The sequence below is a fragment of the Streptomyces sp. NBC_00859 genome (genome assembly GCF_045161865.1).
Lineage (GTDB): Bacteria > Actinomycetota > Actinomycetes > Streptomycetales > Streptomycetaceae > Streptomyces.
In genome coordinates, this window is sequence record NZ_CP108826.1 from 2,034,460 (window position 1) to 2,056,158 (window position 21,699).

At 72.1% G+C, this 21,699-nt stretch carries 18 protein-coding genes; 3 read left to right on the forward strand and 15 right to left on the reverse strand.

The features are described 5' to 3' along the window. Window positions 1–46 precede the first annotated feature (46 nt). The 8 genes from OG584_RS08315 to rimP form a co-directional block, all read right to left on the reverse strand. On the reverse strand, window positions 47–3,550 hold the full coding sequence (locus tag OG584_RS08315) for a trypsin-like peptidase domain-containing protein (RefSeq protein WP_405776582.1): 3,504 nt from the start codon (window positions 3,548–3,550) through the stop codon (window positions 47–49). A 224-nt stretch (window positions 3,551–3,774) separates the two neighbouring features. Further along, the gene (gene truB / locus OG584_RS08320) at window positions 3,775–4,698 is read right to left on the reverse strand and encodes a tRNA pseudouridine(55) synthase TruB (protein ID WP_405776584.1); all 924 of its coding nucleotides are present in this window, start codon (window positions 4,696–4,698) and stop codon (window positions 3,775–3,777) included. Continuing rightward, complete coding sequence (gene rbfA, locus OG584_RS08325) at window positions 4,695–5,159, reverse strand: 30S ribosome-binding factor RbfA (RefSeq protein WP_405776586.1); 465 nt, start codon at window positions 5,157–5,159, stop codon at window positions 4,695–4,697. Before rbfA ends, truB begins: the two co-directional genes overlap by 4 nt. A gap of 26 nt (window positions 5,160–5,185) precedes the next feature. Continuing rightward, the gene (locus OG584_RS08330; RefSeq protein WP_405776588.1) at window positions 5,186–5,482 is read right to left on the reverse strand and encodes a DUF503 domain-containing protein; all 297 of its coding nucleotides are present in this window, start codon (window positions 5,480–5,482) and stop codon (window positions 5,186–5,188) included. A gap of 170 nt (window positions 5,483–5,652) precedes the next feature. Next, window positions 5,653–8,775 carry a translation initiation factor IF-2 gene (gene infB, locus OG584_RS08335; RefSeq protein WP_405776590.1) on the reverse strand — a complete coding sequence of 1,041 codons (3,123 nt, stop codon included), beginning with the start codon at window positions 8,773–8,775 and terminating at the stop codon, window positions 5,653–5,655. A 147-nt stretch (window positions 8,776–8,922) separates the two neighbouring features. After that, on the reverse strand, window positions 8,923–9,201 hold the full coding sequence (locus OG584_RS08340) for a YlxR family protein (protein ID WP_405776592.1): 279 nt from the start codon (window positions 9,199–9,201) through the stop codon (window positions 8,923–8,925). Between the two features lie 122 nt (window positions 9,202–9,323). Next, complete coding sequence (gene nusA, locus OG584_RS08345; RefSeq protein ID WP_405776594.1) at window positions 9,324–10,325, reverse strand: transcription termination factor NusA; 1,002 nt, start codon at window positions 10,323–10,325, stop codon at window positions 9,324–9,326. Between the two features lie 2 nt (window positions 10,326–10,327). Continuing rightward, the gene (gene rimP, locus OG584_RS08350; RefSeq protein WP_405776596.1) at window positions 10,328–10,825 is read right to left on the reverse strand and encodes a ribosome maturation factor RimP; all 498 of its coding nucleotides are present in this window, start codon (window positions 10,823–10,825) and stop codon (window positions 10,328–10,330) included. Between the two features lie 181 nt (window positions 10,826–11,006). Between rimP and OG584_RS08355 the strand changes: the two genes are divergently transcribed. From OG584_RS08355 to OG584_RS08365, 3 genes are read left to right on the forward strand one after another with little or no spacing between them, the layout of a single operon-like run. Then, a complete protein-coding gene (locus OG584_RS08355) occupies window positions 11,007–11,537 on the forward strand; it encodes a twin-arginine translocation signal domain-containing protein (protein ID WP_405776598.1) in 531 nt (176 codons plus the stop codon). After that, window positions 11,534–11,986, forward strand: coding sequence for a ferritin-like domain-containing protein (locus tag OG584_RS08360; RefSeq protein ID WP_405776600.1), 453 nt, complete (start codon window positions 11,534–11,536; stop codon window positions 11,984–11,986). Before OG584_RS08355 ends, OG584_RS08360 begins: the two co-directional genes overlap by 4 nt. Beyond that, window positions 11,983–12,885, forward strand: a complete 903-nt coding sequence (locus OG584_RS08365; protein ID WP_405776602.1) for an aminoglycoside phosphotransferase family protein — start codon at window positions 11,983–11,985, stop codon at window positions 12,883–12,885. Before OG584_RS08360 ends, OG584_RS08365 begins: the two co-directional genes overlap by 4 nt. 67 nt (window positions 12,886–12,952) lie before the next feature. On the opposite strand, the gene OG584_RS08370 is transcribed toward OG584_RS08365, so the two are convergent. From OG584_RS08370 to aroA, 7 genes are all read right to left on the reverse strand, one after another. Continuing rightward, window positions 12,953–14,647, reverse strand: coding sequence for a proline--tRNA ligase (locus OG584_RS08370; protein WP_405776604.1), 1,695 nt, complete (start codon window positions 14,645–14,647; stop codon window positions 12,953–12,955). A 69-nt stretch (window positions 14,648–14,716) separates the two neighbouring features. Then, the gene (locus OG584_RS08375) at window positions 14,717–15,292 is read right to left on the reverse strand and encodes a GNAT family N-acetyltransferase (RefSeq protein ID WP_405776606.1); all 576 of its coding nucleotides are present in this window, start codon (window positions 15,290–15,292) and stop codon (window positions 14,717–14,719) included. A gap of 30 nt (window positions 15,293–15,322) precedes the next feature. After that, the gene (locus OG584_RS08380) at window positions 15,323–16,168 is read right to left on the reverse strand and encodes a GNAT family N-acetyltransferase (RefSeq protein ID WP_405776608.1); all 846 of its coding nucleotides are present in this window, start codon (window positions 16,166–16,168) and stop codon (window positions 15,323–15,325) included. Window positions 16,169–16,411: 243 nt separating this feature from the next. Continuing rightward, window positions 16,412–17,566 carry a flavodoxin-dependent (E)-4-hydroxy-3-methylbut-2-enyl-diphosphate synthase gene (gene ispG / locus OG584_RS08385; RefSeq protein WP_405776610.1) on the reverse strand — a complete coding sequence of 385 codons (1,155 nt, stop codon included), beginning with the start codon at window positions 17,564–17,566 and terminating at the stop codon, window positions 16,412–16,414. A 164-nt stretch (window positions 17,567–17,730) separates the two neighbouring features. After that, window positions 17,731–19,035, reverse strand: coding sequence for a M50 family metallopeptidase (locus tag OG584_RS08390; RefSeq protein ID WP_405776612.1), 1,305 nt, complete (start codon window positions 19,033–19,035; stop codon window positions 17,731–17,733). Beyond that, window positions 19,032–20,291, reverse strand: a complete 1,260-nt coding sequence (dxr, locus tag OG584_RS08395; protein ID WP_405776614.1) for a 1-deoxy-D-xylulose-5-phosphate reductoisomerase — start codon at window positions 20,289–20,291, stop codon at window positions 19,032–19,034. Before dxr ends, OG584_RS08390 begins: the two co-directional genes overlap by 4 nt. A 130-nt stretch (window positions 20,292–20,421) precedes the next feature. Continuing rightward, window positions 20,422–21,684 (reverse strand): 3-phosphoshikimate 1-carboxyvinyltransferase, encoded by a 1,263-nt coding sequence (gene aroA / locus OG584_RS08400; RefSeq protein WP_405776616.1) that lies wholly within the window; start codon window positions 21,682–21,684, stop codon window positions 20,422–20,424. Window positions 21,685–21,699 lie beyond the last annotated feature (15 nt).

Genomic DNA, 21,699 nt, shown 5'->3' on the forward strand with positions numbered 1-21,699 from the left:
AGACCGCTCCTCGCCCGAACCCGTAAACATGATCAATGCCTTGCAGTTACGCAGGTCTAAGACTGCCATGTCCGGCGCTCCCGGCTTGCATCGGCATGGGCGCTCCCAGCTTCCCGACCGTCCGCCGGGTGCTCGGGCCGACGACGACGGCCCACTCCAGTGGCGCGTCCGCCAGCCAGTCGGCGAGCTGTCCCGCGAAGACGGGCGCCTGGGTGGACAGTTCGACGAGCAGCCGGTCGAAGCGGGCCGCCCCCTCGGGCGTACGGACCAGCAGCATCCCGGTGCGGTGGACCAGGTCCCGGGTCCTCGGCACTGCCCGGCCGGCGGCTCCGAGGGCGGCGGCCCGCACCAGGGCCTCGAGGACGGCCGCACCGTCCCTGGCCTCGTACCGCTCGTACTCCAGGAGTACGTCGAGCAGCTCGGCCCGCATCGCGCGCGAGTCCCGGCTGCCGGGCGCGGCGAGCACCGGGGCGAGCGCCTCCCGCACGGAGCTGGGGCGGCCCCGCAGCAAGCTGGTCACCAGCGGGAAGATGATGCCCTGGGCGGCCGGGCCGTCCTCCAGGCGGCGGTCGACGAACGCGGCGGCGTGCACGGCGCCCGCCGGGTGCCGGTCGATGTACTCGTGGACGAGCGCGGCGGCGCGGCGGGCCTGGGCCGGGGCACTGATTCCGGCGAGTGCGTCCAGGACCGGACCCGCGGTGTCGGGCCGGGTCCGCAGGGCGGCCTCGAAGGCGTCGAACACCGTCTCCGGGTGCGTGTCCAGGACGGCGGCGAGCGCGGCGGGCGGCAGCTGACCGGACGCGAACAGGGCCAGCGCACGCGGCAGATGCCGGGCGCGGCTCTGCGGGTCACCGAGCAGCAGAGCCAGCGCGGCACCGTGCAGCTCGTCGTCACCGGGGCGGGCGAGCAGCGCCAGCGCGGCGTACCGCAGCAGCTCGCGGTCGGAGCCGGTCCTGGTGTGGGCTGCGGCGCGCGCGGCGTGGCGGGCGGCGGCGGCCCTGCGCGCGGGACGCTCGTCGTGTGCCCAGCGGTCCACGGCGCGGCAGAGCGCGGGCGTCTCGTCCTCGGCGAGCGCGCCGAGCAGCTCATCGGCACGGGGGTGTCCGGCGTCGACGAGGGCCTCGGCCAGATCGTCCACGGCCAGCCCGCGCCGGGTGTACAGCAGCGCCTGGGCGGCACCGGCGACAGTGGGCCGCAGCTCGGCACGTTCGTCGGACGGAAGCAGCCGCTCGTCGCCGAACCAGCGGCACAGCAGGGGCTGCACGGCCCGCGGCTCGGCGGCGAGGCGCCGGGCGGCAGCGTCCAGATAGCGGTCCGCGGTGCGTGCGCCGGGGGCTCCGTCGGCGGGCACCAGCCGCCGCAGCAGATCGAGGCGGTGGTTCTCGCCGAGCCGCAGCCGCTCCCAGAACACGCTGTCGAAGGTACGGAAGCCGCCGAGCGCGCCCGGTCCGCCCGAGCGGACGGACAGCACGGTGATCCGGTCGGCGAGGATCCGCAGCACCCCGATGTACGGACGGGCGTCGGGTACGCGCAGCAGGACGTCGGCGACGAGCCGCGCGGCCCACCACTGGGCGTCGGCGAGCGGCGCGGGCTCATCCGCGGTGCCCGGTCCGCGGGCGGGCCGCGGCACCCGTGGCGCGGCGGGCTCACCCTGCAGCCGGTCCAGCGTCTCGATCAACTCGCGCAGCCTGCGGCCCAGTTCATGGTTTCCGTGGCGGCGCCCGAGCAGCAGGAGTGCCTGGACCACCGTCCCGGCCCGGTGCCTGGGCACGGTCGGCCGGCGTCCCCCGGCTGCGGCATCCGCCTGCTCCGGGGCCGATACGCCGGCGCCGGCTGCCGGGTCGTCCCGGCGGCGGTGCACCAGGGCGTACAGCGCCCCGTCCACGTCGAGGTGCTCGCCCTGCACCCAGTCGGCGAGTTCCCCGTGCGGGAACCGGTATCCGGCGCCCGCCGGGGTGAGCAGCCCCTCCGTCAGTACGGCCGACGCCCATCCGGTACGCCACGGGAAGAGCTCCTCGAAGGAGCTGCGGTCCAGCTCCCCCTGGCCGGGCCCCAGACAGCGTCTGGCCGCCTCGTGCACCCGGCCGGAGACCTCGGCGGCGAGACGGCGCACCGCCGTGCCGCGCGGTGCCGGACACCGGGCGGCCGCGATCCGGACCGCCGTCCGCAGACACAGCAGGTCCAGGTAGGCGGTGAACACCTCCTCGCGGGCCGGCCTGCCGTCCGCGCCCCCGGGGATCGCGGCCCGCACCTCGGCGAGCATCCGCAGCGCGAGCGGATGGGCCGCGTCCTGCGGCGCGAGCATCCCCTCGGGGATGCCGTACCGCTGCCGGGCCCGCTCGGCCTCGCGGGGCGGCAGGTCCCCGATCCGTACGCAGTCGGCGCCCTGCGGGCGGAGTGCCGTCGCCTGCTCCCAGTACTCCGGGCGGCACGCGACCACCATCCGCGCGCCGTGCGCGCCCAGCCACCGCGCGGTGGCACCGGCCCACTCCGGCAGTGCGCCGGCCGGCAGGGGCGCCGTCTCCTCCGGCCCGTCGAGCAGGATGAGCAGGGGCTGTCCCGCCGCGGCCGCGAGAGCGGCGATCCGCTCCGGGGTCGCACGGTCCAGCCCGTCGGCGCCCACGATCCGTCCGGCCTGCAGGACCGTGCGGGCCACCGCGTCGGCGACCGAGACGTCGTCGGCGCGCAGGTCGGCGCCGCGCAGCCAGAGGGTGGGGGCGGGCTGCGCGCCGCGGGCACGGCGGGCGGCGAGCGCGCCGAGCTCCGTCGTCCGCCCGGTGCCGGGGGCGCCGACAAGTCCGAGCACGGGGCCGCCCCCCGCCGGGAAGGCGTCCAGCGCACCGGCGATGCCGGGCCGCTCGACCGGGGCGCACCAGGGGTCGGCGCTGCCGGATGCACCGACCGAGGTGGCGGTCAGCTCCAGCACACCCGCGAGGTTGAGATCGCGGCCGTATCCGGGGACGGTGGCGGCGTTGCGGCGCAGCAGCGCCGTGAGTGCGGTGCCACGCAGCGGAACGGCGAGGCCGGCCACCGGGTGGTCACCGCGCAGGGTGGTGCCGAGCACCGCGAGCACGGCCCCGGTCGAGGCGTCCACCACGGGCCCGCCCGCCGCCGTGCTGCCCGGCTGGAGCGCGTCACTGCCCTGGGTGCCGAGCGCGAGCTCCAGGGCGGTGAGCCGGTGGGAGCGGCCGGCCGCCGTGTACGTCACGGCCGTCTCGCCCAGCACGCGCGCGGCGCGCCAGCCGGACGCGGCGACCCGTACGTAGGCGCCGGTCCCGACCGTGTCCCGTACCGAGAGGGGCAGGGCCGGTACACCGAGGTCCTCGCAGCGGACCAGGGCCAGCCCCAGCTCGGGCAGGGCGGTGATGGCGTCGGCACCGGGACGGCACGTCCGGCCGTCGGCGCCGTGCAGCACGGCTCCGACGAGGCCGGCGATCACCTCATGGCCCGTCACCACCGTGCCCCGGTCATCGGCGACGAAGCCGGTGCCCCTCGGCCGCCCTGCCGGATCGCAGATGCGTACCAGCGTTTCCAGGTCCCCGCTTCCCATGGTCAGACCGTAGGCACGCGGTGATCGCCGGGAGGAGGAAACCGGCCGAAAGCGCCCCCGGCGCTCCCGGTATTCACTCCGAGCGCCTGCCCGAACGGGTGAATGCCCGGGGCCGGGCGGACAGATTGCTCGCGAGGGGAATCGTGGAGCGGACCCGTACCGCGCACCTGCGGCCCGCCCGCTCCACGGTGGGTTCCCGGCCGACGGCCGGCGCCCCGGTGGTCTCAGCCGAAGACGGCGAGGCTCTTCGCCTTGCCGTTCTCCTCCTCGACCAGCGCGAGCAGGCGCTCTTCGGGCCCGAAGGCGGCCACCGCCCCGGCCGGATATCCGGGCATGTCGAGCCGGACGCCGTTGAGCAGCAGCCGGGCCCGCCTCTCGTCCACGTCCCAGCGGGGGAAAGCGGCGGCAGCGGCATCGGCGGCCGGCATCACCGTCAGCTCTTCCTGGAGCTGGTCCAGCGTCCTGGCCGCGTCCAGCCCGTACGGGCCGACACGGGTCCTGCGCAGGGCCGTCAGGTGCCCTCCGACGCCGGTGGCGGCCCCGAGGTCGCGGGCGATGGCGCGGATGTACGTACCGGACGAACAGACCACCGAGACGACCAGGTCGACGACCGGGGTCCCGTCCTCCGCGACGGCCGGGCGGACGTCGTACACCCGGAACGACGAGACGGTCACCGGCCGGGCCGGGATGTCGAACTCCTCGCCGCCGCGCACCCGTGCGTAGGAACGCTTTCCGTCGATCTTGATGGCGCTGACCTTGGACGGCACCTGCATGATGGCGCCGGTCTGCTCGGCCACTCCGGCGTCGATGGCCTCACGGGTCACCGCCGACGCGTCGGCGGACGAGGTGATCTCGCCCTCGGCGTCGTCGGTGACGGTGTTCTGGCCGAGCCGGATCGTGCCGAGGTACTCCTTCTCGGTCAGGGCGAGATGGCCGAGCATCTTGGTGGCCTTCTCGACCCCGAGGACGAGCACGCCCGTGGCCATCGGGTCGAGGGTGCCCGCGTGGCCGACCCGGCGGGTCTTCGCGATCCCGCGCATCTTGGCCACGACGTCGTGCGAGGTGAAGCCGGACGGCTTGTCGACGATGACAAGGCCGTCCAGCGGACCCTTCCCGGCGGCGGGGGGGTTGGTTTTCTGCTGTGTCATGCGGAGGCGGTGTCCCCGTCGTCGTCGGCCTCGTCCTCGTCCTCGGGCTTGCGGTACGGGTCGGCGCCGCCGGCGTACGCGGCGCCGGACGACGCCTCGCGCACCTTGGCGTCCGACGCCCTGGCCCGGTCGAGCAGATCCTCGATCGCCTTGGCGTTCTCCGGCAGGGCGTCCGCCACGAAGGCGAGGGTGGGGGTGAACTTCGTCCCCGCCGCCGAGCCCACCGCCGAGCGCAGGATGCCCTTGGCGCTCTCCAGACCGGCTGCCGCGCTCGCCCGCTCCTCGTCGTCGCCGTAGACCGTGTAGAAGACCGTGGCCTCCCGCAGATCGCCGGTGACGCGGGTGTCCGTGATGGTCACGTGCGTGCCCAGACGGGGGTCCTTGATGCCGCGCTGCAGTTTCTCGGCGACCACCTCCTGGATGAGGTCCGCCAGCTTTTTCGCCCGCGCGTTGTCGGCCACTGGTCCGTCTCCTTCTTAAGCCGTGCTCATTCGTCATCGTCGCCGTGCAGCCGCCGTCGTACGGACAGCAGCTCCACCTCGGGCCGGGCGGCGACAAGTCGCTCGCACCGGTCGAGTACATCAGTGAGGTGCTCCGTCTCCCCGGACACCACCGCGAGGCCGATCCTGGCCCTGCGGTGCAGATCCTGGTCGCCGACCTCGGCCGCGCTCACCGCGAATTTGCGCTGGAGCTCGGCCACGATGGGCCGGACGACGGAGCGCTTCTCCTTCAGCGACCGTACGTCGCCGAGAAGCAGATCGAAGGACAGTGTCCCTGCATACATGCATGTCCGGATGTCCCGCCGGTTCGGGGTCGCGCCCCGCCAACCGCTTGGCAGGGACACCAGAACCGTACACGCAACGGCCGGGGCCGCTCGACGGATATTCCTCCCGCCGAGCGGCCCCGACTGACGCTGTACGGATCAGCCGCAGTACGGCTCAACCGCGATACGGATCAGCCGCGGGGCTTCTCGCGCATCTCGTACGTCGCGATGACGTCGTCGATCTTGATGTCGTTGAAGTTGCCGAGGTTGATACCACCCTCGAACCCTTCGCGGATCTCGGTGACGTCGTCCTTGAAGCGGCGCAGACCGGAGATGTTGAGGCTCTCCGCGATGACCTTGCCATCGCGCAGCAGCCGCGCCTTCGTGTTGCGCTTGACCTCGCCGGAGCGGACCAGCACACCGGCGATGTTGCCCAGCTTGGACGAGCGGAAGATCTCGCGGATCTCCGCCGTGCCGAGCTCGACCTCTTCGTACTCCGGCTTGAGCATGCCCTTGAGGGCCGCTTCGATCTCTTCGATCGCCTGGTAGATGACCGAGTAGTACCGGACGTCCACGCCTTCGCGCTCGGCCATCTGCTCGGCACGCCCCGCGGCGCGCACGTTGAAGCCGATGACGATGGCGTCGGAGCCGGTCGCCAGGTTGATGTCCGACTCGGTGACCGCACCCACACCGCGGTGCAGGATCCGGATGTCGACCTCTTCGCCGACGTCGAGCTGGAGCAGCGAGGACTCGAGAGCCTCCACCGAACCGGACGCGTCGCCCTTGATGATGAGGTTGAGCTCCTGGACCAGACCGGCCTTGAGCGCCTCGTCCAGGTTCTCCAGGGAGAACCGGACACCCTTGCGGGCGAAGTTGGCGTTGCGCTCACGGGCGGCACGCTTCTCGGCGATCTGACGGGCCGTACGGTCCTCGTCGACCACCAGGAAGTTGTCGCCGGCACCCGGGACGTTGGTGAGTCCCAGGACCAGGACGGGGGTCGAGGGACCCGCTTCCTGGACGTTGTTGCCGTTGTCGTCGAGCATCGCCCGGACCCGGCCGTACGCGTCGCCGACAACCATCGTGTCGCCGATGCGCAGCGTGCCGCGCTGGACCAGGACGGTCGAGACAGCACCGCGGCCCTTGTCCAGGTGGGACTCGATCGCAATACCCTGCGCGTCCTGCTCCGGGTTGGCCCGCAGGTCGAGCGAGGCGTCCGCGGTCAGGACCACGGCCTCCAGGAGGGCCTCGATGTTCTCGCCCTGCTTGGCGGAGATGTCGACGAACATCGTGTCGCCGCCGTACTCCTCCGCCACCAGACCGAACTCGGTGAGCTGGCCGCGCACCTTGGTCGGGTCCGCGCCCTCGACGTCGATCTTGTTGACCGCGACCACGATCGGCACGTCGGCCGCCTTGGCGTGGTTCAGCGCCTCGATCGTCTGCGGCATCACACCGTCGTTGGCCGCCACCACGAGGATCGCGATGTCGGTCGACTTGGCACCACGGGCACGCATGGCGGTGAACGCCTCGTGACCCGGGGTGTCGATGAAGGTGATCCTGCGCTCTTCACCGTTGACCTCGGAGGAGACCTGGTACGCGCCGATGTGCTGCGTGATACCGCCGGCCTCGCCCGCGACGACGTTCGTCTTGCGGATCGCGTCGAGCAGCCGGGTCTTACCGTGGTCGACGTGACCCATGACGGTCACGACCGGCGGACGCGCGACGAGAGCTTCCTCGCCGCCCTCGTCCTCGCCGAACTCGATGTCGAAGGACCCGAGCAGCTCGCGGTCCTCCTCCTCGGGGCTGACGATCTCCAGGACGAAGTTCATCTCGTCCGCGAGAAGCCGCAGCGTCTCGTCGGGGACGGACTGCGTCGCGGTGACCATCTCGCCGAGGTTCAGCATCACACCGACGAGCGACGCCGGGTTGGCGTTGATCTTCTCCGCGAAGTCGGTGAGCGAAGCACCGCGCGACAGCCGGACAGCCTGTCCGTTGCCACGGGGCAGCATGACGCCGCCCACCGACGGAGCCTGCATCGACTCGTACTCCTGGCGCCTCTGCCGCTTCGACTTGCGACCACGGCGGGCGGGCCCGCCGGGACGGCCGAAGGCGCCCTGTGTGCCACCGCGGCCACCGGGGCCGCCGGGACGGCCCGCGAAACCGGGACGTCCGCCGAAGCCACCACCGGGGGCGCCGCCACCGGGACGGCCGCCGAAGCCACCGCCACCGCCGGGACGACCGCCGCCGCCGGGACCTGCCGGACGGCCGGCGAAGCCGCCGCCGCCCGGACGCGCGCCGCCGCCGCCGGGACGGCCTGCGCCGCCGCCGGGACCACGACCGCCACCGCCGGGGCCGCCGCCGGGGCGGGGGCTGGCTGCGGGACGCTGCGGCATCATGCCGGGGTTGGGACGGTTACCGCTGGGGGCGCCACCGGGTCGCGGGGCACCGCCCTGCGGACGGGGCATGCCACCGGGGCTGGGACGGGCGCCGCCCTGACCCTGGCCCTGGGGGCGCGGAGCGCCACCGGGACCACCCTGCGGACGCGGGCCGCCGGGGCGGTCCTGGCCGCCGCCGGGACGCGGTGCGCCACCGGGACGGGGTGCCTGCGGGCGGGCCATTCCGGTGGAACCACCGGAGGTGAACGGGTTGTTGCCCGGACGGGGACCGGACGGACGGTTGCCGCCGGGGCGCGGGGCACCCTGGCCGGCCGGCCGTGCCGGACGCTCGCCGCCGCGGCCACCGTCACGCTGACCGCCGGCCGGGGCCGGACGGGCGTTGGTGGGACGGGGGCCGGGGGTGGCACCGGCCGGACGCGGGGACTGCGGCGTCTGCGGTGCCGTCGGCTGGGCCGGCGCGGGCGCCGAGAACTCGGCCGCGGGAACCGGAGCCGCCGGAGCGGGCTTGGCCGCGGGCTTCGGACCCGGACGCGGGCCCGAGGCGGCCGGAGACGGCGCCGACGGCGTGGTGGGAGCACTGCTCTCGGCGGCCTCGGCGGCGGCCGGCTTGGGGGCCGGGACACCGGGCTTCGGAGCAGCGGGACGAGCCGCGGCGGCCGGAGACGGCGCCGACGGCGTGGAAGAACCCGCACGGGGTGCGGGAGAGGGCGCGGCCTTGCGGGGCGCGCCGGGCTTGGCAGCGGACTTGCCGGCGTTGCCGCCGGGCCCCTGCAAAGCGTCGGTCAACTTGCGTACTACCGGCGCCTCGATCGTCGAGGACGCCGAACGTACGAACTCACCGAGTTCCTGGAGCTTGGCCATGACGACCTTGCTCTCAACTCCGAACTCCTTGGCGAGTTCGTATACCCGGACCTTAGCCACTTCGCTCCTTTTAGGTCCGGGTTACCGCCGGACCGTCGCTACTTCATGGGCGTACTCATCGCGTACTCATCGAGTGCTCATCGCAATCTCGACCTACTTCCAACTCGCGAGGTACCTGACCGCACGGGGACCCGTGCCGTTCTCTTATTACGGTGCTGCCTGTCCGACATACTGGTTCAGCTCCGCGCTGTCGAGCGGACCCGGGACCTTGAAGGCCCTGGAGAACGCCCGCCGGCGGACCGCCAGGTCGAGACAGACCGAGGCGGGGTGCACGTACGCACCCCGGCCGGGCAGCGTACCGCGCGGATCAGGGGCGCATTTGCCCTCAACCACGACGATGCGCAGCAGTTCGCTCTTGGCCGTCCGCTCCCGGCACCCCACGCAGGTTCGCTCGGGGCACGCTCGGTCGACTGTCCGGCCAGACACGTTTAAGTCTACCTCCCCGTAACGACCCCACCTGATTGGGGCAGGAATCGAACGGATGTTGTCCTGAAGTCTTCTGGAATCGAGCAGATACGGTCCCGGCCGATCAGCCGGGACCGGGACGCTCAGGCCTCGTCGACCGGACCGTCGGACGGCTCGGTGTCCGGCCGGATGTCGATGCGCCAGCCGGTCAGCCGGGCGGCGAGACGGGCGTTCTGCCCTTCCTTGCCGATGGCCAGCGACAGCTGGTAGTCCGGGACCGTGACCCGCGCGGAGCGGGCGGCCAGGTCGACGATCTCGACCTTGCTGACCCGGGCCGGCGACAGCGCGCTGGCCACCAGCTCGGCCGGGTCGTCCGACCAGTCGACGATGTCGATCTTCTCGCCGAGCAGCTCGGCCATGACGTTGCGCACCCGGCTGCCCATCGGGCCGATGCAGGCGCCCTTCGGGTTGAGCCCGGACCGGGTCGACCGTACGGCGATCTTGCTCCGGTGACCGGCCTCGCGGGCGATGGCCTCGATGACGACCGAGCCGTCCGCGATCTCCGGGACCTCCAGCGCGAAGAGCTTCTTCACCAGGTTGGGGTGCGTACGGGAGAGGGTCACGGACGGGCCGCGGACCCCCTTGGCGACGCGGACCACGTAGGTGCGCAGCCGCAGCCCGTGGGTGTAGGCCTCGCCGGGCACCTGCTCCTGCACCGGCAGGATCGCTTCCAGCTTGCCGATGTCGACCAGCACGTTCCGCGGGTCCTTGCCCTGCTGCACGACCCCGGCGACGACATCGCCCTCGCGCCCGGCGTACTCGCCGAACGTCAGGTCGTCCTCCGCGTCCCGCAGCCGCTGCAGGATGACCTGCTTGGCCGTGGTCGCGGCGATACGGCCGAAGTCGGACGGGGTGTCGTCGAACTCCCGGGCCTCCTGGCCCTCTTCGAGGTCGGCCGGGTCCTCCTTCGCCCAGACCGTCACATGACCGTTGTCGTGGTCGAGGCGCACGCGGGCGAGGCGGCGGCTTCCCTCGGTGCGGTGGTAGGCGATGAGGAGGGCCGACTCGATCGCCTCGACCAGCAGGTCGAAGGAAATCTCCTTCTCCTTCGCCAAGCCCTTCAGAAGCTTTACGTCGATGTCCATGGCTACGCCTCCTCTTCCTTCTTGTCCTTGCGGTTGAATTCGAGCTCCACGCGCGCCTTGGCGATCTCGGCGAAGGTGACCCGGCGGGCGGTGGGCTTGCGCCCCTTCACGCCCGGCACTTCGAGGTCCAGTCCTTCGCCGTCCACCGCGAGGATGCGCGCGGTCACTTCGTCGCCCCCGGTCAGCGTCAGCCTGACCAGACGGCCGGTGGCCCTCACGTAGTGGCGGTGCTCCGACAGCGGGCGGTCGGCGCCCGGCGAGCTGACTTCGAGTACGTACTCGCCCTCGCCCATCGCGTCGGTCTCGTCGAGCTTCTCCGAGATGGCCCGGCTCAGCTCGGCGCAGGTGTCCAGCTCCACGCCCTCGTCGGAGTCGACGGTGATCCTCAGCACGCCACGCCGGCCGGCCCGGGACACCTCGATCTCTTCCAGATCCAGGTCCTTGGCGGCGACGAGCGGCTCCAGCAGCCCGCGCAGCCTCTCGCTCTGGGTGGTGCTCATCCGGGTGACTCCTCGGCCGCGTGTGCTGTTGTGGGAACGTCGCGATTCTCGATCGCCGCGTGTCTGATCGTCGCGTGTCAGATGAAAGGGTATCCGGTCCCCAGGGGTGTTGCCGTCCTCGCTCTGTTGACGCGCAGGTACGCTCGCCTGCGGTGATCACTTCGGGCCGAGGGAGAGACACGTGCTGGGCACGGGGACCACACGCAGGAGTGTGCTGGGCGCGACGACGGCCGCCGGTGCGGCACTCCTGACCGGCTGTTCGGAGCGGTCCGCCGCCCACCGTACACAGGGTGCGGCCGCCCGGGACGCCGGTACGGTCCTCCGCCGGCGCTCCGCACGGGCCAGCGGCACTCTGCTCGCGCTGTACGACGCGGTGCTCGCGCAGCATCCCGACGCGGCGACGGAGAAGCTGGCGGGACCGCTGCGGGACACCGTGGCCCTGCACGTCGCGGCGTTGACGCGGACTCCAGGGGCAGCGCCGTCCCCTTCGGCCCCCGCTTCTCCCGAGGCGTCCCCGGCGCCCGCGCCGCCCGGAGTTCCCGCCGACCGGAAGGCCGCGCTGAAGGCCCTCGCCGCGGCCGAGCGGCGCACCGCCGACGCCCACACGAGAGCGCTCGCCGGCGCCCCGCCCGAGCTGGCGCGGCTGCTGGCATCGGTCGCGGCCGCCTGCGCCGTCCACGCGTACCTGCTGACCCGGGGAGACCACCGATGAGCGCTCGCGAGGCGGCGCAGGCCGCACTGGCCGCCGAGCACGCCGCCGTGTACGGGTACGGCGTCGTCGGTGGCCGGATCGGTCCTGAGCGCAGGTCCGAGGCGCTCCAGGCGTACGACGCCCACCGTGCCCGTCGGGACGCTCTGGCCCGCACCGTGCGCGACCTCGGCGGTAAGCCGGTCGCGGCGTCCGCCGCCTACGCACTGCCCTTCGAGGTGACGGGGGAGGCCGGCGCCGTGCGGCTCGCGGCCGTTCTGGAGGACCGGATGGCCGACGCCTGGTCCGACCTGGTGCGGGCCGCCGGGGGCCCGCTGCGGCACGAGGCGGCGCTGGCCCTGCGCGAGGCGGCGGTGCGGGCTGCGCGGTGGCGCGGCGACGGCAGCGTAGCCTTTCCGGGGCTCGTCGAGCGGGCCTCCGCAAGCGCCGGAAAGGGAAATACGCACGCATGACTTTCGAACCGCCGCAGCGGCTTGTCCGGGCGCTCGGCGAGACGTACGGGGACGCCGCCGCGGCCGACTGGCTCGGCCGGATTCAGACTGATATGCAAGGAGCCCTCGGCGTACGGGAGTTGACTGCGGAGCGTGTGCAGGCACCGGGCGGCCGCAGCGGCCTGATCGTCCTGGTGCGCCGCCCCGACGGTGCTCCCGCGGTACTGAAGCTGGCTCCGCCCTTCGCCCGGCCCGACCTGGAGCGGGCCGCGCTCGCGCACTGGAACGGCTGGGGCACCGCGCAGCTGCTCGACGACGCCTCCCCCGGCGACAACGCCCTGCTCCTGGAGCGCCTGCACCCCGAGGTCTCCCTGCACTCCCTCCCGGAGGCCAAGGCCCTCCTGGAGGCCGCGGGCACGGTGCGCAAGCTCTGGGTGGCGCCGCCCGACGACCATGCCTTCGAGTCGGTGGCCGAGCGGACCGCCCGGCAGGCCGACGCGATGCGTGCGACGGCCGAGCCGCTGGTGCGCCCGCTGGTCGACGCGGCGCTCGCGGCGCGCGACCAGATGATCGGTTCGGCCTCCGACAGCGTGCTGCTGCACGGCAACTTCCGTCAGAGCAAGGTCCTCGCGGGCGAGCGCGCCCCGTGGCTCGCGGTGGGCCCCGACCCGGTGGTCGGTGAGCGGGCGTACGACCTGGCCCGGCTGGTGCGCGACCGGGTGGACGACCTGGTGGCCGCCGCGGTCGGCCCCTCCACGGTCCGACGCCGGGTGAACCGGCTGGCGGACTCGCTGGAGGTGGAGCACGCGCGGCTGCACGGCTGGACCCTGTTCCGCGCGGTGGAGTCGGGGGTGCGCGCGGTCGCGGCGGGGCGGCGGCAGGACGGCGAGCTGCTGCTGGAGTTCGCGGGCTGGCTGTAGCAACGGGTCCGGGGCGGGGCCGCTGCCCCGCCCCGGACCTCTGCGCGAACCCTCAGCCCGCGACCCCTCAGCCCGCGAGCCGGCTGATCGCCTCGGCCACCGTGAGCTCCTCGCGCTCACCGGTGCGCCGGTCCTTGAGTTCTAGGACGCCGTCAGCCGCCCGCCGTCCGGCGACGAGGATCTGCGGGACACCGATCAGCTCGGAGTCGGTGAACTTCACGCCGGGAGAGACCCCTGCGCGGTCGTCGACCAGCACCCGCAGACCGGCGGCGCCGAGCTTCTCGGCCACGTCCAGGGCCAGTTCGGTCTGCAGCGCCTTGCCCGCCGCCACGACGTGCACGTCGGCCGGAGCGACTTCGCTGGGCCAGCACAGCCCCTTGTCGTCCGCGGACTGCTCGGCGAGCGCCGCCACGGCGCGGGAGACGCCGATGCCGTACGAGCCCATGGTGACCCGCACCGGCTTGCCCTGCTGGCCCAGCACGTCGAGCTGGAAGGTGTCGGCGTACTTGCGGCCCAGCTGGAAGATGTGGCCGATCTCGATCGCCCGGTCCAAGTTGAGGCCGGTACCACAGGAGGGGCAGGGGTCGCCCGCCTCGACGACCACCACGTCGAGGTAGTCGTCCACCTCGAAGTCGCGTCCGGCGACGACGTTGCGCGCGTGCTTGCCGGGCTTGTTGGCGCCGGTGATCCAGGCGGTGCCGGCCGCGACCCGAGGGTCGGCGATGTAGCGGACCTTCTCCAGGCCCTGCGGGCCGACGTAGCCGCGTACCAGGTCGGGGCGGCCCTCGAAGTCCTCGGCGGTGACGAGCTCGACCACGGCCGGGGCCAGGTGCTCACCCAGCTTGCCGAGATCCACCTCTCGGTGGCCGGGCACACCGACCGCGACGATCTCGCCGTCGACCTTCACGAGCAGGTTCTTGAGGGTGGCCGAGGCGGGGACGCCCAGATGCGCCGCCAGCGTCTCGATCGTCGGGGTGTCCGGGGTGTCCAGCTCCTCGACGGCGCCGTACTCCGCGCTCTGGGCGGCGGGGGCGGTGAAGGTGACCGCCTCGGTGTTGGCCGCGTAGTCGCACTGCGGGCAGTCGGCGAAGGTGTCCTCACCGGCGGCGGCCGGTGCGAGGAACTCCTCGGAGGCCGAGCCGCCCATGGCGCCGGAGACTGCGGACACGATGCGGTGGTCGAGACCGAGGCGCCGGAAGATCCTGATGTACGCCTCGCGGTGCAGCCGGTAGGACTCGGCCAGTCCCTCGTCCGTGGTGTCGAAGGAGTACGAGTCCTTCATGTGGAACTCACGGCCGCGCAGCACGCCCGAGCGCGGACGCGCCTCGTCCCGGTACTTCGTCTGGATCTGGTAGAGCATCACCGGCAGGTCCTTGTAGGACGTGCACTGGTCCTTGACGGTCTGGGTGAAGATCTCCTCGTGCGTCGGGCCGAGGAGGTAGTCGGCGCCCTTGCGGTCCTTGAGGCGGAAGAGCAGGTCGCCGTACTCGTCCCAGCGGCCCGACGCCTCGTAGGGCTCCTTGGGGAGCAGCGCGGGCAGCAGGACCTCCTGGGCGCCGATGCCGTCCATCTCCTCGCGTACGACGCGCGAGACGTTGTCCAGGACCTTCTTGCCCAGCGGCAGCCAGGTCCAGATCCCGGCCGCGTTGCGGCGTACGTAACCGGCGCGGACCAGGAGCTTGTGGCTGAGCGTCTCCGCGTCCGCCGGGTCGTCGCGCAAGGTCTTGACCATCAACCGGGACATGCGCTGGACCTGGGCCATGGTGACTCTCCTGCTTGGCTGTGTTTTCCGGGGGACGCCCCCCGGACCCCCGTAAGTGATGTCAGGAGGTTAACCGTGCCCGGCGGGCGGGCGGAAATCGGTTGTGGGACCGGGGTGGAGCAGCGGGAGCGGGGCGCCCATCACCGCGTACGGCATTCCCGCGCTGGGGAAGTGGACCTGCCGGGCGAGGTCGGTGTACCCGAGTGAGCGGTAGAGGCAGCGGGCCGGGCTCTCCCGGTCGATGGCCGAGAGGATCGACCGGGGTTCCGCGGCGCTGTCGGTGATCGTGGTGATCAGGCTGCGCCCGGTGCCCCGGCCCTGGTAGTCGGGGTGGACGTGCAGTTCGGTGATGACGAAGGAGTCGTCGAGCCAGAAGTCGGATCCGGTCCCGCGCAGATACGGTTCGACGACCGTGGACCACCAGTGGGCGCGGCTGTTGGGCATCCCGTACACGAAGCCGACCAGGCGGCCGCCGGGCGCCGTCGCACCGAGCGCGCGGGCGCCGGGGTTCTGCAGATGACGCAGCACGATGTGGCGGCGTACGGCGACCTCGGCCTCGCTGAGGCCGAACGCGACGGCCTGCACGGCCAGCGCCTCGTCCACTCGTCCGGCGAGATCGACCGGTCCGACCACTGCGTCATCCATGGTCGGCACCCTAGCCTCAGAACCCGGGCGTCAGAACAGGACGCTCATGAAGGCTCCGACCTCGCGGAAGCCGACCCTGCGGTACGAGGCGCGCGCGGCGGAGTTGAAGTCGTTGACGTACAGACTCACCACGGGGGCGACATCGGCGAGCGCGTAGCGCAGGACGGCGGCCATGCCCGTCTCGGAGAGCCCGCGGCCGCGGTGTTCGGGGGCGACCCAGACGCCCTGGATCTGGCAGGCCCGGGTGGTGGCGGCGCCGATCTCGGCCTTGAAGACGACTCTGCCGTCCTCGATGCGGGCGAAGGAGCGGCCGGAGCCGACCAGTTCGGCGACGCGGGCCTGGTAGAGAAGTCCGCCGTCCCCGGCCATCGGGGAGACGCCGACCTCCTCGGTGAACATGGCCACGCAGGCGGGCATGACCACTTCCAGCTCGTCCTTGCGGATACGGCGGACGAGGGGGTCGGGCGCGACGTCGGGCGACTGCTGCTCGGTGGTCATCAGCGGCTGGTTGGGGCGGACGTCGCGGGCGGGTCCCCAGCTCGGTTCGAGCAGCTGCCACAGCAGTGCGGTGGCCTCGGCGGGGCCGACGATGGAGGAGCAGCGGCGGCCGGCCCGGCGGGCGCGTTCGGCGAAGGCGCGTACGGCGTCGGGCCCGGCGCAGATGGGTACGAGGTTGGCGCCCGAGTAGCAGAGCGAGCGGAGCCGTCCCCCGGTGTACCAGCCCCACATCTCACCGCCGAGCCGCCAGGGGTCGAGTCCGGCGACCTGGACACGGGACGTCACGAAGGCGTTGACGACGGGATCGCTGTGCAGGATCGCCAGCGCCGCGTCGAGTTCGCCGGGTTCGAGGACCCGGGTGGTGGTCTGCGTCAACACAAGGGTCGCTCCAACGCTCCTTCGGGGCAATGTCACGGCATCGCGCTTCTTGCTAGCGTTGCAAGCGCGTCTGTCCGGCGTCGGCCGTGGCTCGGCCGTCGCGTACCGCGAGAAGCCCCTCGGGGCGCAGTCACACGGTCTGCTGGTCTCCGAACTGTACCCGGAGATGGATCGCAGCACCGCTCGCGCGGGAGAGGACGCTGCCCGCGGGGCAGGTCCCGTCCCGCGCGCCTTCGACGCGGATCAGCTGACGGAGACCGCGGGCTCGCCCGATGCGATGCCGTCCCGTTCCATCTGCTCGGCGATCTTCATGGCCTCTTCGATGAGGGTCTCCACGATCTTCGACTCCGGGACGGTCTTGATGACCTCGCCCTTCACGAAGATCTGCCCCTTGCCGTTGCCGGACGCCACACCGAGGTCGGCCTCACGCGCCTCGCCCGGACCGTTGACGACGCAGCCCATCACGGCGACGCGCAGCGGGACCTCCATGCCTTCGAGCCCGGCGGAGACCTGGTCGGCCAGCTTGTACACATCGACCTGGGCCCGGCCGCAGGAGGGGCAGGAGACGATTTCCAGCCGGCGCTGCTTGAGGTTGAGGGACTCCAGGATCTGGATGCCGACCTTGACCTCTTCGGCGGGCGGCGCGGAGAGCGAGACCCGGATCGTGTCGCCGATGCCTTCGCTGAGCAGCGCGCCGAAGGCGACGGCGGACTTGATGGTCCCCTGGAAGGCGGGCCCCGCCTCGGTGACTCCCAGGTGCAGCGGGTAGTCGGACTGCGCGGCCAGCTGCCGGTAGGCGTTGACCATGACCACCGGGTCGTTGTGCTTGACCGAGATCTTGATGTCGCGGAAGCCGTGCTCCTCGAAGAGCGACGCCTCCCAGAGCGCCGACTCGACCAGCGCCTCGGGGGTCGCCTTGCCGTACTTCTTCAGCAGACGCGCGTCGAGCGAGCCCGCGTTCACGCCGATCCGGATCGGCGTGCCGGCGTCGGATGCCGCCAGCGCGATCTCCTTCACCTTGTCGTCGAACTGCTTGATGTTGCCCGGATTGACGCGCACCGCGGCACACCCGGCGTCGATCGCGGCGAAGACGTACTTCGGCTGGAAGTGGATATCGGCGATGACCGGGATCTGCGACTTCTTCGCGATCGTCGCCAGCGCGTCCGCGTCGTCCTGCGTCGGACAGGCCACTCGCACGATCTGGCAGCCCGACGCCGTCAGTTCCGCGATCTGCTGAAGCGTCGCCCCGATGTCCGAGGTCCGCGTCGTGGTCATCGACTGCACGGAGACGGGTGCGTCTCCGCCGACGGCCACCGTGCCGACCTGGATCTTGCGGCTGATCCTCCGGTCGGCGAGCTTGGTCGGAACGTCCGGCATTCCGAGAGAAATCGCAGTCATGCGCAGTGCATCCCCAAGGGTGTGGATCGAGGTCCCGGAATCAACGGGCTTCGGCCACCGAGATTACGTCACGCGGGGCAGCACACGAACACCCGCGCCCGTAAACCACCCGAAGGTGAGCGGCCGCACACCAAGGGTGTGCGGCCGCCCGCTCGCGGTCCCTCTCAGGTGATTTTGACCGGGTTCACGATGTCGGCCACCAGCACGAGCAGGGTGAAGCAGACGAAGACCCCGGCGACGACGTAGGCCACCGGCATCAGCTTGGCGACATCGAACGGGCCCGGGTCGGGCCGCTTGAAGACCTTGGCCAGATTGCGCCGCAGCGCCTCCCACAGCGCCCCCGCGATGTGCCCGCCGTCCAGGGGCAGCAGCGGCAGCATGTTGAACAGGAACAGCGAGAGGTTGAAGCCGGCCAGCAGGAACAGCATCATCGCCAGCTGGTTCTGGGCGGGCACGTGCAGCGTCATCACCTCGCCGCCGATCCTGGCCGCGCCGACCACTCCGACCGGCGAGTCGGCCTTGCGCTCACCGCCGTCGAACGCGGCGTTCCAGAGGTCCGGGATCTTGGACGGCATCGCGACGATCGAGTCGACGCCGTTGGCCACCATGTCGCCCATCCGGCCCACGGACGAGCCGAAGGACAGGGGCTTGATCTCGGTCTGCGCGGCGAAGCCGAGGTAGCCGGCCGGTACGTACTTGTCGGGGACGACGTCCCCGTTGGAGTCCTTCCGGGCCACCATGTTCTTGGCCAGCTTGGCGTGCAGGGTCTGCTGCTCGCCGTCGCGTACGACGGTGATCGTCGCCGGGCCGATGGTGTCGCGGATGTGGTTCGACAGGTCGGCCCAGGTGGAGACCTTCGCCCCGTCGAACGCGACGATCTTGTCGCCCTCCTTGAGGCCCGCGGCTCTGGCGGGCGAGACCGGGTCGCCCTTCTCGCAGGTCTGGCGCTTCTCGCTCTGCGAGATCACGCACTTCTGCACACCCGCGACCTGCGTGGTCTGGGTCTCGAAGCCGAACGACATCGCGACCCCGACGAAGATCACGACAGCGAGGATCAGGTTCATGAAGGGGCCGGCGAACATCACGATGACGCGCTTCCACGGCTTGCGCGTGTAGAACAGCCGCTCCTCGTCACCTTCCTCCAGCTCCTCGAACGCGGCGGACCTGGCGTCCTCGACCATGGAACGCCACGGTGAGGTGGACCGGGATTCGATCCGCCCGTCGGGGCCCGGCGGGAACATCCCGATCATGCGGATGTAGCCGCCGGCCGGGATCGCCTTGAACCCGTACTCGGTGTCGCCCTTCTTCCGTGACCAGATGGTCGGTCCGAAACCGACCATGTACTGCGGTACCCGGATGCCGAAGAGCTTCGCCGTCGAGAGATGGCCGAGCTCGTGCCAGGCGATCGAGAAAAGCAGCCCGAAGACAAAGATGACGATGCCGATGACCGTCAACACGATCGTGTTCATGCGCGGGCCTCCGCTGTGGCCTTCTGGGCGAGTTCACGGGCCCGAGCTCGTGCCCAGGTCTCCGCTTGCAGGACGTCCGCGACCGTCAGAGAAGTTCCCGCGGGGGGCTCGCCATGCTCGGCCACGACTGCGGTGACCGTATCCATAATCCCGTTGAACGGCAGCTTTCCGGCGAGGAAGGCGTCGACGCACTCCTCGTTCGCCGCGTTGAAGACCGCGGGGGCCGTGCCGCCCAGGGCCCCCACGTGCCGGGCCAGGCCGACCGACGGGAAGGCCTCGGTGTCCAGCGGGAAGAACTCCCAGCTGGACGCCTTCGTCCAGTCGAAGGCGGGTGCGGCGTCCGGGACGCGCTGCGGCCAGCCGAGCCCGACGGCGATCGGGCCGCTCATGTCGGGCGGGGTGGCCTGCGCGATGGTCGAGCCGTCGGTGAACTCGACCATGGAGTGGACGTACGACTGGGGGTGCACGACGACCTCGATGCGGTCGAACGGGACGTCGTACAGGAGATGCGCCTCGATGACCTCCAGCCCCTTGTTCACCAGGGTCGCCGAGTTCACCGTGATCACCGGGCCCATGGCCCAGGTCGGGTGTGCGAGGGCCGCGTCGGGGGTGACGTCCGCCAGCTCGGCCCTGGTACGCCCCCGGAAGGGCCCGCCGGACGCCGTCACGATCAGCTTGCGCACGTCCGCGCGCTTCCCCGACGCCAGCGCCTGGAAGAGTGCGGCGTGTTCGGAGTCGACCGGGATGATCTGGCCCGGCTTCGCCAGCGCCTTCACCAGCGGGCCGCCGACGATCAGCGACTCCTTGTTGGCGAGGGCCAGGGTGCGGCCCGCGGTCAGCGCGGCGAGGGTGGGCGCGAGACCGATCGAGCCGGTGATGCCGTTGAGCACGGTGTGACAGTCCGATGCGGCGAGGTCGCTCGCGGCCTCCGGCCCCGCCAGGATCTCCGGCAGCCGGCCGGACCCGTACTCGCCCTTCAGCGCCTCGCGGAGTGCGGGCACGGCGTCCTCACGGGCGACAGCGACAGTACGGACACCGAGTCGGCGCGCCTGCTCGGCGAGCAGGGCGACCCGCCCGCCGGCGGCGGAGAGCGCCGTCACCCGGAAGCGGTCGGGGTTGCGCAGCACCAGGTCGATGGCCTGGGTGCCGATGGACCCGGTCGAGCCGAGGACGACGATGTCCCGGCGTCCCTCGACGGGGTCGAAGACGATGTGCGGGTCGGCGAGGATGGCAGGGCTGTCGCTCATGACCCCCATTGTTGCCGCATCGGTCCGCCGTCAGGACAGTGAGCCCCGGATCGGGTGTCAGCGGTGTGTCCCGGCGTGCCCGGACGCCGGTGCTCCGCCCGGCCGCGGCACCGGCCCCTTTCCCCGCGGCGGGCGCACGTCACAAGGAGCGCCGGAGCTCAGCGAAGGCCTGGTGGAAGCCGGGGAAGGTCTTCCGTACGCAGCCGGGGTCGTCGAAGGTGATGCCGGGCGTGCGCAGACCGGTGACCGCGAAGGACATCACGATGCGGTGGTCGCCGTGCGTGCGGATCAGGGCGGGGCCCGGCGTGCCCGGCCGGATCTCGATCCAGTCGGGGCCGGTGACGGCCTCGATGCCGAGCGCGCGCAGGTTCTGGGCACACGCCTCCAGCCGGTCGCACTCCTTCACCCGGGTGTTGCCGACGTCCTCGATCCGGACCGGTCCCGACGCGTAGGGGGCGATGGCGGCCAGGGTCGGCATGGTGTCGGAGATGTCACGCATGTTCACCGTGAGACCGCCGAGCGTTCCGGGACCGGTGACCGTGGTCCCGCTCGCGGTCGTACGGACGTCGGCGCCCATCCTGCTGAGTACACCGGCGAAGCGGAGGTCGCCCTGGAGCGCGCCTTCGCCGAGGCCCGGCACGGTGACCGTGCGGCCGGTGACGGCGGCAGCGGCGAAGAAGTAGCTCGCCGTGGATGCGTCGGGCTCGATGGCGTAGTCGGTGGCGCGGTAGCCGCCCGGCGGCACCGAGAACACATTCCCCTCACGGGCCACATCGACGCCGAAGCTGCGCATCATCGCGAGGGTGATCTCGATGTACGGGGCTGAGACGAGGTCCGTGACGGTGATGCGCAGCCCGGTGCGGGTGAGCGGGCCGAGCATCAGCAGCGCGGTGAGGTACTGCGACGACTGGCCGGCGTCGAGGGTCAGTTCGCCGCCCTCGATGCCGCGGGCCACGATCCGCAGCGGGTGGTGGCCGTCGGCCTCCTCGTGGCGGAGGTCGACACCCAGTTCCTGCAGCGCGCGGGTGAGCGGGGCCAGTGGCCGGCGGCGCATCTGGGCCGAGGCGTCGAAGCGGTAGGTGCCTCCCCCGGTGCCCGAGGGGCCCGCCGGATACGCCCGGCCCGCGGCGGCGAGGGCGGGCAGGAAGCGGGCGGTGGTGGCTCCGTCCCGGCAGTAGACATCGGCGTCGGCCGTGCCGGGCCCGGCCGGGCGGCCCTCGATCCGCCAGGAGTCCGGCCCGCGCTCCACCACGTATCCGAGCCGGGTCAGGCCCTCGGCGAAACCCTCGGTGTCGTCGGAGACCAGGGGGCGCAGGAGTGTGGTGGTGCCCTCGGCCGCGGCGGCCAGGAAAAGGGCGCGGGCGGTCACGGACTTGGAGCCGGGGATTTCTGTCACGGTCACGGGCGGACATTCTGC